The sequence below is a fragment of the Pseudomonas sp. R4-35-07 genome (assembly GCF_003852235.1).
Classification (GTDB): domain Bacteria; phylum Pseudomonadota; class Gammaproteobacteria; order Pseudomonadales; family Pseudomonadaceae; genus Aquipseudomonas.
Genome location: NZ_CP027732.1, coordinates 3,145,453 through 3,158,035, shown reverse-complemented (window position 1 = coordinate 3,158,035; position 12,583 = coordinate 3,145,453). Strand labels below are relative to the sequence as shown.

The window sequence follows — 12,583 nt, the reverse complement described above, 5'->3', positions numbered from 1 at the left end:
TACTACGCCTCCCCAACAAAAATAAAATCACGGAGACCGCTACATGGACTCATCCCTGTCCGCCAAGCCTCAAAGCCTCGACCCCGCGAAGGGCAATACCCGCCGCAGCTTCCTGAAAAAATCCCTCGCTGTTTCCGCTACGCTCGCCACCGTCGGCGGCACCTCACTGAGCCGATTCTCCGAGGCAGCCGAACCCTTGAGCCAGCGTTACCCTGATCCCCTGGTCCACATCCTCGACGACAGTTTTCTCGAGCTACGCGTATTCAACGCCAGCGTTGAAAAGCTCGCCACCGGTATGCGCTGGGCCGAAGGGCCGGTGTGGGTCGGTGATGGCCGCTATTTGTTGGTCAGCGACATTCCGAATAATCGCATCATGCGCTGGGACGAAATCAGCGACACCTTCACTGTGTACCGCGAACATTCGAATTTCTCCAATGGCATGTGCCGGGATCGCCAGGGGCGTCTGATCGTCTGCGAAGGCTCGACCACCACCAGCGAAGGCCGCCGCATCACGCGCACCGAATACAATGGCACGATCACCGTGCTGGCCGACAGCTTCGACGGCAAGCGCTTCAATTCGCCCAACGACATCGTCTGCAAGAGTGATGGATCGATCTGGTTCACTGACCCGCCATTCCAGACCGGCAACAACTACGAAGGGCACAAAATCACCCCGACCCAGCCCCACGCTGTGTACCGCATCGATGGCGAGAGCCAAGCAGTCACGCGGGTAATCGATGACCTCAACGGCCCCAACGGCCTGTGCTTTTCTCCCGATGAAAAAACCCTGTACGTCGTCGAAGGTCGCGCCAAGCCCAATCGCCTGATCTGGGCGATTGCCGTGAAGGACGACGGCACGCTGGGCGAACGCCGCAAGCACATCGAGGGGTTGGACTATGCCGCGATCGACGGCATCAAATGCGACGAAGCCGGCAACCTGTGGTGTGGGTGGGGCGGCAATGGGGATCCTAAGGCCGACCTGGAAAAGCTCGATGGCGTGCGCGTGTTCAATCCGCAGGGCAAGGCCATCGGGCACATTTCGCTGCCAGAGCGCTGCCCGAATGTGTGCTTTGGGGGACGTGAAGGGAATCGGCTGTTCATGGCCAGTAGTCACTCGATCTATTCGCTGTTTGTGAATACGCGTGGGGCTACGTTTACGCTGTAAACTCGATGGTCGTCTGGCGATAGCTCCGAATAAGGGTAATCTGCGGTGAATGAAGGCCTGGAAGACATATTGGCCGAGCAGTTGGCGGTGGTGTTTTGCGGAATCAACCCCGGCATGACCGCTGCCGCCCAAGGGCATCACTTTGCGGGCCGAGGCAATCGCTTCTGGCGCACGCTGCATCTGGCCGGGTTTACCCCTGGGCAAGTGCCTGCGCAAAGTGATCGCACGCTGCTTCAGTACCAGTGCGGGCTGACCGCCGTGGTCGAACGGCCGACGGCGCGGGCCGATCAATTGTCCAGGCAGGAGTTCATCGCAGCGGCAGCGGCTTTCGAACAGAAGATCGCTCGTTATGCACCGCGCTATGTGGCGTTTCTCGGCAAGGCGGCGTATGCGGCGTTATCCGGGCAGCGCCACGTGGAGTGGGGGCTGCAGAGCAGGACGTTCGGCAATGCCGCCGTGTGGGTCTTGCCCAATCCCAGTGGGCGAAACTTGGCGTTCAGCCTGGAGCAGCTGGTGGTTGCCTACCGGCAGCTCAGGCAGGTCGCATGCAACTAAGGACGTGTTTGCGCCGACTCCGGGAATGCTGAGCCGACCACCATTCGTCTAACAGCCGGCACTCTGCCTGCCATGCTGTCTCTGAATATTAAGCGCGGATATCCCGAGCGTTTTTGAACGGAGAGCCAGCATGCACATCAATGAAAATGCCCCAGGAAACCTTTCCCAGCAGGCAGTGACTCGCGGCACGGACAACGAAACCGGGCACGATCCCAAGCGCGACGAAGATGGCATTCCGTTGCCGCCGGACGACGAGGCGCCTCTGGAGGAGGATATGTCCGATGTGGATGCGGCCGATTCGGTGGCGAGTGAACATCCGGATAACTAGTGGTTGATTCAATTTTCCGAACCCGGCCTGGTGCCGGGTTTTTTTGCGCTCGTGGTGCGTACGGGAGGGCTTGCTCGGCTCGGGCGGGGGGCTGGAAGGGGACTGCTGCGCAGTCCAGCGGGAGCAAGCTCCCTCGCCACAGGGTTCTTGAGTGGTTTTTCGACGGGTGACGCGTCTAGACCGAGGGTTATAGCCCGGTCAGGGTTGTCATCAGCGTCTTGGCCGACTACCCTGGAATTGTTTGTATTGTTACAAACAATTTCGGTGCGACTGTTTTCCAGTCACACGGCTTCAGGACGAGGAACGAAAAATGTTTTCACACGAAGGTACTGCATTAGAGCTGTTGATCCTGGTTTTCGGTGTGACAGGCCTACTCTTGGTGGCCTGGTTCTTTCATCATCAATACGAACTCAGGGCGCGAAAGCGTGTAAAAAAACAACATCCTGATGGCGGTCAGCATTTGACGCAACACCGCTGATCAGTCCTATGCAGCGATGCGGCTGGTCTCAGCCAGCCGCTTCAGATCGATTGATTCGCTGCTCTTTGACTTCATGTGCATAGGCCTCAAGACGTTTCTGCTGGACGGCCAGCAGTGTGCACACTTTGGTCAGCAGCGCCGCTTGATCGCCCGTCTTGCCGCTGGCCGCCAGGGCCGCCAGTTCAACCACCGACCAGCCGATTACGGCGCTGGCATCTTCAAGGTCGTAGAACAGTGCTTGTTGTGCGGTTCTGGGACCGCCAAGATCGTCTATCACAGCGTTCACCCTGTTTATCCGGGAAAAATCACAGGCAAAGAAAAGCCCGCGATGGGGGAGCGGGCTAAAAGGTGTTCATGTAGGAGCTGGGATAACCTTAGGCCTGCGTCTGTGAAAGCTTTGTGAAACCCATGTCATCAAAGTGTATTCCTCGATCCAACACCAGCTGTATGGGGCGATAAACTGCGCAACCCTCTACTGTCGCAGGACATCAACCCCGCTTGGATGCCGCGCCATGTTCATGTCCACCAGCCTTCTGTCAGCCTTTGTGCTGTTCGCCTTCGTCTCCTCGATCACGCCGGGCCCCAATAACACTATGTTGCTGGCCTCTGGCGTGAATTTCGGCTTTCGGCGTTCGATGCCTCATGCACTGGGTATCAGTATTGGCTTCATGGTGCTGGTGATTTGCGTGGGGTTGGGCCTGGGCGAAGTGTTCAAGCTGTTCCCCTGGGCGTACACGCTGTTGCGCTATGTCGGTGCTGCTTATCTGCTGTACCTGGCCTGGAAGATCGCCAACGCTGGCGGCATGGCGGACAGCACCGACGAACAGGGCAAACCGATGACTTTTCTCGGCGCGGCGGCTTTCCAGTGGGTCAACCCGAAGGCGTGGATCATGGCGCTGGGCGCGATCACCACCTACACGCCGGCCGAGGGGTATGTGACCAATGTGCTGGTGATCGCGCTGGTGTTTGCCGTGGTCAACTTGCCCAGTGTGTGCGTGTGGGTCGGCTGCGGCAGCGGCTTGCGCAGCGTATTGCGCGAACCGCGCTGGTTGAAGGTGTTCAACTGGACGATGGCGGGTCTGTTGGTGCTGTCGTTGTATCCGATGCTCGTTGCCGGGTGACAGGCCCGTCAAACCGGCGAGATGGTTGCCAGCAAGCCGATGCCGATGGTCAGCACCAGAAAACCGAACAGGAAAATAGCCATCTTGGTCATAAGGCCTCCGAAGGGAAGGGGGCGACAGGAATGTCGGGGTAGCGCCATTGTCCGCTTCGGGCGGTTTTCGATACAGACGCAGATGGCGCGCAAAAAACCGTATCAGATTGCGCCGCAGCCGCTGAACCGGGGGGGTTAAAAGCCCCACGGTTTTTAAAGATCAGCGGCATGGATTGAGACAGGTACCCCATTTGCCCCTAAGATAGCGCCCATTGCATCAACAAGAAGAGTGGGCCAACCCTCGATGGAAAGACGCCAGTTCAGCGGTGGCATGAAGGGCAAGAACCTGCGCTACCTCAATGACAACCCCCGGCAGCCGGCTGCGGTCACCCGCATCGGCTTTTTGTTGCTCGAACACTTCTCCTTGCCTGCCTTCACCCAAACCCTCGACACCCTAGTCACCGCCAACCTGCTGCGCCCCGAGCTGTTCGCGACGCGCACGTTCGGTTGGGACGAGCGTGAGGTCATCAGCGACCTTGGGCTGGTCATCCGCCCCGATGCGCGCCTGGAACTGGCCGTGCTGGCGGAGTTGGACCTGCTGGTGATCTGTGGTGGATTTCGCACCGAACTCAAGGCCAGTGAAGACTTCATTCACATCCTGCGCGCCGCCGCCGAACACGGCATCGGGCTTGCCGGTTTGTGGAACGGCTCGTGGTTCCTCGGCCGCGCCGGGTTGTTGCAGGGCTACCGCTGCGCCATCCACCCGGAGCATCGCCCTGCGCTGGCGGAGGTGTCCAAGGCCGCGCAGGTGACCAGCGAGCCCTATGTGATCGACCGCGACCGCCTGACCGCTTCCAGCCCGTCGGGCGCCTTCCATATGGCCCTGGACTGGATCAAGAGCCTGCACGGCAAGGCGCTGGTCGAAGGCATCGAAGACATCCTCGCCTTCGAGGAGTCGCGCTACCGGCGTATCAAACCGACCGAAAACGTCTGCGTCAGCGCACCGCTGCGCGAAGTGGTCAAGTTGATGGACGCCAACCTCGAAGAACCCCTGGAACTCGACCAGCTCGCCGTATACGCCGGCCGCTCGCGCCGCCAGCTGGAGCGCCTGTTCAAGGAGCAACTGGGCACCACGCCGCAACGCTATTACATGGAATTGCGCGTCACCGAAGCGCGGCGCCTGTTGCAGCACACCGAGCTGTCGCAAGTCGACGTACTCGTGGCGTGCGGGTTCGTGTCGCCGAGTCATTTCAGCAAGTGTTACAGCGCGTATTTCGGATATCGCCCCTCCAAGGAGAAGCGGCTGGTCAAGTAGCATGGGCGTTGCAAGGTTCTCTCAAGGAGTGTCATGGACATCACGCTTTTGGATCGTTATCGCGGCAGCTTGCTTGGATTGGCCTGTGGCGACGCAGTGGGCACCACGGTTGAGTTCATGCCTCGCGGTACCTTTTCGCCCGTCACCGATATGGTGGGCGGCGGACCTTTCAACCTCCAGCCCGGCCAGTGGACTGACGACACCTCCATGGCGCTTTGCCTGGCGGAAAGCTTGCTGCGCAAGGGCGGTTTTGACGCGGCGGATCAGATGGGGCGTTATCTGAATTGGTGGAAGTGGGGCTACTTGAGCGCGACTGGTGAATGCTTCGACATCGGCATGACCGTTCGCGAAGCGCTGGCGTTATTTGAGACCGATGGCGAGGCGTTCGCAGGGTCTACGAACCCGCATTCGGCCGGCAATGGTTCGATGATGCGGCTCGCCCCCGTGGTGCTGTTTTACTTTCCGGACCGTGCGAACATCCGCCGATTCAGCGCGCTCAGTTCGCGTACCACTCACGCTGCCCAGGAGGCGATAGACTGCTGTCTGTTGCTCGCTGAGGCCATCGGCAATGCCTTGAGCGGTGTGTCGAAGAACGAGGTGTTGCGTCTCGCAGCCACCGGATTGACTGCGCCCAAGGTCATGGGAATCGCCCGGGGTGATTATCGCGATAAGGCAAAGGCAGACATCGTAGGGTCCGGTTACGCAGTCGCCTCGCTAGAAGCGGCTTTCTGGTGTTTCGACCACACCGCGAGTTTCGCCGAAGCGGTGCTCGCAGCTGCAAACCTGGGTGACGACGCCGATACTACCGCCGCCATCGTGGGGCAGCTGGCCGGTGCGTATTATGGCGTCCAGGCTATCCCGAGCGGCTGGCTGGAAAAGCTCTACCTGCGCGACGATATTCAAGAGATCGCCGATGGCTTGTTTGCTGCCTTTCCACATTGATCGCTTTAGAACCACAGAATCGACTCGGGTTATCAGAACCGGTCCAGTCGATACGCTTGCAACCCAGGCACCGCCTCACCGCTTGCCAGCTCACTGATTCTTTCCGCCGTCACAGCCGCCTGGGTCAACCCCAAATGCTGATGACCGAACGCCAGCAACACCTTGCCATCGCACACCCGATCAATGATCGGCAATGAGTCGGGCAGCGACGGCCGGAAACCCATCCATGGCGTGGCTTCGTCAGCATTCAACGGCTGGCGGAACAGCCCGTTGGCCAAGCGATGCAACTGCCACGCCCGCTGCATGTTCGCCGGGCGTTGCAGGCCGGCGAATTCGACGGTGCCGGCCAGGCGCAGGCCGCCGGGCAGGGGGGTCATGATGAATTTGCGCTCCAGCGAGGTGACGGCGAAGGGCAGGCGCGCGTGTTCGTGGGGCAGCATCAGGTGATAGCCGCGCTCGGTGTCCAGCGGCACGCGTTTGCCGGTGAGTGCGGCGGTCAGCGCCGCCGAGTGGGCGCCGCAGGCGATCAGGACCTGGCGCGCCGTGACTGCGCCTTGGTCGGTGAACAGTGACACGCCGCTGCCGTCCACGCGGGCGTCGAGGACGCGCTGCTGCAGGAAGTCCACGCCCAGGGCTTTGGCCGCATCCACCAGGGCGCCAACCACCGTGTACGGGTCGAGAAAATGCCCCGTAGCGGGGAAAAACAAGCCGCCCCGTATGGCCTCGCTCAACTGCGGCGCCGCCGCGTGCACCGCTTCAGCCGACCAGAACGCCACCGGCACGCCTTGCGCCATCATGCGTTGCTGCAAGGCATCCAGTGCTGCGCGAGATTCGGCGCGCTCATACACCAGCAGCGAACCGTCTTCGCGTAATAACTGAGGTTGCCCGATGGACTGCAACAAGCGCTGCCACGCGCCGAGGCTGGCTTCATTCAATGCACGAATGCCGGCCACGCTGCGCTGGTAGGGGGCCGGTCGCAGGTTCAGCAGCAAGCGGATAAACCAGGGCAGGGCGCGGGGCAGGTAGGTCCAGTCCAGACGTAGCGGGCCCGTGGGGTCCAGCAGCATGGCCGGCAACCGTTTGAGGATTGACAGGTCGGCGATGGGAAACACCTGCTCGGTCGCCAGGTGTCCGGCATTGCCATAGGAGGCGCCCAGCCCGGGCGCCTGCGCGTCGATCATCCGCACCTGGCGCCCTTGTCGTGCCAGTTGCACGGCACAGGCGAGGCCGATGATGCCGGCGCCGACCACGACGATATCCGCTGAGTTGGGCGTGGCCATCGCCTACGCCTCTCTCTGGCCGTCGAGCAAGCGGCGCAACTGCAACGGGTTGCCCTGCTGCAGTGCGGCGGGCAGCAAAGCGTCCGGAAAGTCCTGGTAGCACACCGGGCGCAGGAACCGCAGGATCGCCGCCGTACCCACCGAGGTGCTGCGCGCATCCGAGGTGGCCGGAAACGGCCCGCCATGCACCATGGCGTCGCACACTTCCACGCCTGTCGGCCAGCCGTTGACCAGCAGGCGACCGGCCTTGCGCTCCAGCACCGGCAACAACGCCTGTGCCTGTGCCAGGTCAGGTTCATCCAGATGCAGGGTGGCGGTGAGTTGGCCTTCCAGGCGTTCAGACACTTGGCGCACCTGCTCGGCATCGCGGCATTCCACCACCAGCGAGGCGGCGCCGAAGACTTCGGCTTGCAAGTGTGGATTGCTCAGGAATGCCTCGGCCTGGGTCACGAACAGCTGGGCCTGGCCCTGGTTCGGTCCGCTCGCCGCTAAGCCCTGTGCGGCGGTTCGCGCATGCTGGGTCAGACTGGCTACGCCGCGTTCGTAGGCCTGGAAGATTCCGGGGGTGAGCATGGTCTGCGCCGGGCAGCGCTGGAGCGCGTCGCTGGCGCTGTGGATGAAGCGCTCCAGGGCGGCGCCCTGCACGGCGATCACCAAGCCTGGGTTGGTGCAGAACTGGCCGGCGCCCTGGGTCAGTGAGGCGACAAACGCTTCGGCCAGCGCCGCGCCCCGGGCTTGCAGCGCAGCTGGAAACAGGTACACCGGGTTGATCGAACTCATTTCCGCATACACCGGGATCGGCTCGGGGCGTGCCTGGGCCGCCCGGCACAACGCGATGCCGCCGCTGCGCGAACCGGTAAAGCCCACCGCCTTGATACGCGGGTCGGTCACCAGCGCGGTACCCACCTCATGCCCGGCGTCGTAGAGCAGTGAAAACACCCCGTGTGGCAAGCCGCAGTGTTGCACCGCCTGGGCGATGGCGCGGCCCACCAGCTCACTGGTGCCAGGGTGGGCCGGGTGGGCCTTGACGATCACCGGGCAACCGGCGGCGAGTGCCGACGCGGTATCGCCGCCGGCCACCGAGAAAGCCAGGGGAAAGTTGCTGGCGCCAAACACCGCCACCGGGCCCAGGGGAATGTGGCGTTGGCGCAGGTCTGCACGGGGCAAGGGCTGGCGCTCGGGTTGCGCGGGGTCCACCCGCACGTCCAGCCATTCGCCCAGGCGCACAGTGCGGGCAAAGGTGCGCAACTGCCCGCAGGTGCGGCCGCGTTCGCCCTGGATTCGGGCACGGGGCAGGCCGGTTTCAGCAATGGCGCGGTCGATCAGCGCATCGCCAAGGGTTTCGATGTTGTCGGCGATGGTCTCGAGAAACGTGGCACGGGCGGCCAGGGAGGTTTCGCGGTAAGCGTCAGCAGCGGACCACGCCAGCGCGCAAGCCTGCTCGACATGCTGACTGTCGCCGCCGGCATAGGCGGGCTCCAGGGGCGTGTCGGTGGCGGGGTTAACGGCCCGGATCGCTTCGCGCGTGCCGCAAAGGGATTGCTGACCGATCAGCATATTGCCCGTCAGAGTCATGGGATCATCCTGGAAAACACAAAGAGTAAGTAGGCGCGAGACATTTGTGGCGAGCAAGCTTGCTTGCGCTGGGGTGCGCAGCGCCCCCCAATAAAGGCCGGAGGCTGCTATGCAGCCAGCGGGAGCAAGCTCCCGCGCCACAAGGATCAATCGACGTTCTGCTCAGCCGACCAGTTGGCGTACCACTGGCGGAACAGCGCGTACTGCTGCTCGGCATAGCGGCGCTGCGCGTCGCTGAGCACGTCGGTTGCGTTGAAGTGCAGGGCATAGCCCTGGTCACCGTTGAGGACCATCAAGTGCTTGTAATACAGCACCAGGTCGCAGCCTTCATCGAATGACGACAGCACTGCCAGCGCCGCTTCCAGCTCCCGCGCCTGGCGACGGGCCTTGGCATCGCCCTTGGCGGCCTTTTTGCTCAGTGCCACCAGTTGCAGCACTTCCCGTGGCAATGCGTTGCCGATGCCGGTGATCGCGCCGGTGGCGTTGCAATTGACGAAGCCGTGCACCACCTGGGTATCGACGCCCACCATCAGGGTCACGTCATCGTCTTGGGAGGTGATGTTTTCCGCTGCGTAGCGCAGGTCGGCAGCGCCGCCGAATTCCTTGAAGCCGATCAGGTTCGGGTGCTCGCGGCGCAGTTCGAAGAACAGCTCGGCGCGGGTGGCGAAACCGTAATACGGGCTGTTGTAGATCACCGCCGGCAGGTTCGGCGCTGCGTTGAGGATCGCCGCGAAGTGGGCCTTTTGCGCGGTGGCGGAAGCGCCACGGGACAGCACGCGCGGAATCACCATCAAGCCATGCGCGCCGACCTTGGCGGCATGCGCGGCGTGGGCCACGGCCTCGCGGCTGTTGACCGCGCCGGTGCCCACAATCGTCGGTACGCCGGCGGCCACCAGGCGCGCCACGCCTTCCTGGCGCTCAGCTTCGGTGAGCAGCGGCCAGTCGCCCATGGAGCCGCAATACACCACGGCGCTCATGCCGATATCGACCAGCTCGCGACCCTTGGCCACCAGGGCATCGAAGTCGGGTGTGCGCGCCGGGGTGCAGGGCGTCATCAGGGCGGGCATGCAGCCGGTGAAGATGTTGTCGCTCATGGTGCTGACTCCTTGGTACTTGAGTAGGAAAAGGGGCTCAGATGCCCCAGGCAAAAGGGTCTTGCTCGTCGATCAGCAAGGTGCTGTCGGCGGTCATGTGGGCGCGGCCGGTGATGAACGGGCGTATGCGTTCGCCGTCCCATTCATAGCGGGCCTGGAACTGGCTGCCGGTGATGCTGGCCTGAACCCACGGCTCGCCGGGGCCGAGTGTGCCGTCGGCGGCCAGGCAGGCGAGCTTGGCGCTGGTGCCGGTGCCGCAAGGGGACCGGTCGTAGGCCTTGCCGGGGCACATCACAAAGTTGCGGCTGTCGGCATGGGCGTCATCGGCGAACAGTTCGATGTGGTCGATCAGCGCGCCGTCTGCGCCATGGATACCTTGGGCCTCAAGGGCCTTGAGCATGGCCCAGGTGTAGTCGGTGAGGGCGTCGACGTTGCTCATCTGCAACGCCTGGCCGTGGTCGGACACCAGGAAGAACCAGTTGCCGCCCCAGGCAATGTCACCCATCACCGCGCCATGGCCGGGCACGTCCACCGCGACGTGCCGGCGATAGCGATAGGCGGGCACGTTGCGCAGGGTCACTGTGCCGTCGTCGTGCAGCGTAGCCGCCACCGGGCCAACCGGGGTGTCGAGGGTGTGCACGCCGGGCTCGATCAGCCCCAGGTAGTGCAACGAGGCAATCAGGCCGATGGTGCCGTGGCCGCACATGCCGAGGTAGCCGGCGTTGTTGAAAAAGATCACGCCGCAGGTGGCGCCTGGGGTGACCGGCGCGCAATACAGTGCGCCCACCAACACATCGTTGCCGCGCGGTTCCAGCAGACAGGCGCGGCGCCATTGGTCGTGGTGGCTGCGCAGGTCGTCGAGCTGATCGGCGACAGTGGCCCCCGCCAGCGCCGGGAAGCCGTTCATGATCAGGCGCGTAGGTTCGCCGCCGGTGTGAGAGTCGATGACGTGCAGGCGTTTCATGCAAGGCTCCATCAGTGAGTGGCTGCAGAGAGGGGTGGGCTGTAGCGATCGTCACTGACGGCTTCGCTTTCATCGTCTTCGCTTTCCAGGCGCACCAGGTGGGCCGGTACGCCGGTGGCAGCGCCCCAGTAGTAAATGCCCAGGGCGCAGACCGCCACGACGACGGTGTCGAACGGATGGCTGATAAGGCCGATGCCGCCGAAACTGCCGAGCTTGGAGAGCAGGATAGTCACCGCATAGAAACCGATCAGCCAGGCCGACGAGCGCACCTGTTGCTTGAGGTTCAGGTGCGCGGTGGGCACCCAGCGTGCGCAGAGCAGGTACACCACGAACATCAGGATCTGCAGGCCGAGCAGCCACGACACCGTGCTCCAGCCCGACCAGTACACAATCAGCGCGGCGATGATGAACGACAGTGGTCCCAGCACCGCCATGCCCTTGACCCGGAACGGGCGCGCCAACTGCGGTGCATTGCGGCGCAGCGCGGCAACGGTGACCGGGGCTACGGCGTAACTCAGGATCAGCGCAGCGGAGACCACGTTGATCAGCGCTTCCCAGGACGGGAACGGCAGGGTCCAGAACACCGACAGGCCGAAGGTCAGCCACAGGGCCGGGCGCGGGATGCCGGATTTTTCATCGATGCGGGTGAAAATCTTGAAAAATGTGCCGGTCTGCGCCCAGCCATACACCACGCGCGGGGTGGCGTTCATGTAGATATTGCCGCAGCCGCTGGGGGAGATCACCGCATCGGCCACCACCAGGTAGGCCAGCCAGCCCACGCCGAGTGCCAGGGCGATATCGCGGTAGGGCAGCGCCAATTCCTTGCTGATCCCGGCCCAGCCGTTGGCAAGCATCTCGGTGGGCACGCCACCCAGGAACGCGGTTTGCAGCAGCACGTAGATTGCCGTCGACAGCAGTACCGAAAGAATCAATGCAATCGGAATCGTACGTTGCGGGTTCTTCACTTCACTGGCCACCGAAATGATCGGCGTCAGCCCCAGGTAGGCGAAAATCACCCCGCCGGCCGACACCGCCATCTCGATGCCTGACAGCCCGAACGGCGCAAAGCCCTGCACCTGAAAATTCGCCGGCTTGAAAAAGGTGAACAACACGCCGATCACCAGCAGCGGCACGATGAACTTGAACACGCTCACCAGGTTATTGGCGATGGCGAAGGTCTTCACGCTGCGGTAGTTGAGGAGGAAGAACAGGCACAGTAAGGCGAACTGCACCAGCCAGCCGAGGGTGGTGGGGTCGCTGGAGCCGGCCTTGGTCAGCTCGGGAAACCACGCCGCAGCGTATTGGCGCGAGGCGACCACCTCGATCGCCACCAGGCTGGAGAACGCGATCAGCGTGATAAACCCCATCAGGTAACCCAACAGCGGGCCATGGGAATACACCGGGTAACGCACCACGCCACCGGCACGGGGCAGGGCGGCGCCGAGTTCGCAGTACACAATGCCCAGCAGCAGCACGGCGAAGCCGCCGATGAGCCAGGAGATGATCCCGGCGGGACCGGCGATTGCAGACACATGACTGGCGGCGAATAACCAACCCGAACCGAAGATGGCACCCAACCCGATAAAGGTGAGGTCCATCAATGACAGCTGTTTCTTGAACTTGCCTTGGCCTGACATAGCGGCGCCTTCTTGTGAGTTATTGGATAGGCATGCAGTGGCTTTATCGTGACCCCGATAAACCCACGGCGATTGATGTTTTTTGTGGGGATGGATG

At 62.7% G+C, this 12,583-nt stretch carries 13 protein-coding genes; 7 read left to right on the top strand and 6 right to left on the bottom strand.

All coding sequences use genetic code 11. The annotated features are described in order from the left end of the window. Positions 1-43: 43 nt before the first annotated feature. The 4 genes from C4J89_RS14410 (at position 44) to C4J89_RS26930 (ending at position 2,526) form a co-directional block, all read left to right on the top strand. Positions 44-1,165, top strand: coding sequence for an SMP-30/gluconolactonase/LRE family protein (locus tag C4J89_RS14410; RefSeq protein ID WP_124414801.1), 1,122 nt, complete (start codon positions 44-46; stop codon positions 1,163-1,165). Between the two features lie 45 nt (positions 1,166-1,210). Further along, entirely contained in the window at positions 1,211-1,720 is a 510-nt protein-coding gene (gene mug, locus C4J89_RS14405) for a G/U mismatch-specific DNA glycosylase (protein ID WP_124414800.1), read from the top strand. A 130-nt stretch (positions 1,721-1,850) separates the two neighbouring features. Then, a complete protein-coding gene (locus C4J89_RS14400; protein WP_124414799.1) occupies positions 1,851-2,048 on the top strand; it encodes a hypothetical protein in 198 nt (65 codons plus the stop codon). A 310-nt stretch (positions 2,049-2,358) separates the two neighbouring features. Next, complete coding sequence (locus tag C4J89_RS26930; protein WP_164487597.1) at positions 2,359-2,526, top strand: hypothetical protein; 168 nt, start codon at positions 2,359-2,361, stop codon at positions 2,524-2,526. 28 nt (positions 2,527-2,554) lie between these two features. Here the strand turns inward: C4J89_RS26930 and C4J89_RS14395 are convergent, their stop codons facing one another. After that, positions 2,555-2,812 carry a hypothetical protein gene (locus C4J89_RS14395; protein ID WP_124363015.1) on the bottom strand — a complete coding sequence of 86 codons (258 nt, stop codon included), beginning with the start codon at positions 2,810-2,812 and terminating at the stop codon, positions 2,555-2,557. Between the two features lie 226 nt (positions 2,813-3,038). Between C4J89_RS14395 and C4J89_RS14390 the strand changes: the two genes are divergently transcribed. The 3 genes from C4J89_RS14390 (at position 3,039) to C4J89_RS14380 (ending at position 5,936) form a co-directional block, all read left to right on the top strand. Further along, positions 3,039-3,647 carry a LysE family translocator gene (locus tag C4J89_RS14390; RefSeq protein ID WP_124370832.1) on the top strand — a complete coding sequence of 203 codons (609 nt, stop codon included), beginning with the start codon at positions 3,039-3,041 and terminating at the stop codon, positions 3,645-3,647. 363 nt (positions 3,648-4,010) lie between these two features. Then, positions 4,011-4,994, top strand: coding sequence for a GlxA family transcriptional regulator (locus C4J89_RS14385; protein WP_124365160.1), 984 nt, complete (start codon positions 4,011-4,013; stop codon positions 4,992-4,994). Positions 4,995-5,027: 33 nt separating this feature from the next. Then, a complete protein-coding gene (locus C4J89_RS14380) occupies positions 5,028-5,936 on the top strand; it encodes an ADP-ribosylglycohydrolase family protein (RefSeq protein ID WP_124414798.1) in 909 nt (302 codons plus the stop codon). 32 nt (positions 5,937-5,968) lie between these two features. Here the strand turns inward: C4J89_RS14380 and C4J89_RS14375 are convergent, their stop codons facing one another. From C4J89_RS14375 to C4J89_RS14350, 5 genes are all read right to left on the bottom strand, one after another. After that, entirely contained in the window at positions 5,969-7,216 is a 1,248-nt protein-coding gene (locus tag C4J89_RS14375; protein WP_124414797.1) for an FAD-binding oxidoreductase, read from the bottom strand. 3 nt (positions 7,217-7,219) lie between these two features. Then, positions 7,220-8,791 carry an aldehyde dehydrogenase (NADP(+)) gene (locus C4J89_RS14370; protein WP_124414796.1) on the bottom strand — a complete coding sequence of 524 codons (1,572 nt, stop codon included), beginning with the start codon at positions 8,789-8,791 and terminating at the stop codon, positions 7,220-7,222. 146 nt (positions 8,792-8,937) lie between these two features. After that, entirely contained in the window at positions 8,938-9,885 is a 948-nt protein-coding gene (locus C4J89_RS14360; RefSeq protein ID WP_124410012.1) for a dihydrodipicolinate synthase family protein, read from the bottom strand. A gap of 37 nt (positions 9,886-9,922) precedes the next feature. Beyond that, positions 9,923-10,849 carry a 4-hydroxyproline epimerase gene (locus C4J89_RS14355; RefSeq protein ID WP_124414794.1) on the bottom strand — a complete coding sequence of 309 codons (927 nt, stop codon included), beginning with the start codon at positions 10,847-10,849 and terminating at the stop codon, positions 9,923-9,925. An 11-nt stretch (positions 10,850-10,860) separates the two neighbouring features. Then, a complete protein-coding gene (locus C4J89_RS14350; RefSeq protein ID WP_124414793.1) occupies positions 10,861-12,486 on the bottom strand; it encodes an APC family permease in 1,626 nt (541 codons plus the stop codon). Positions 12,487-12,583 lie beyond the last annotated feature (97 nt).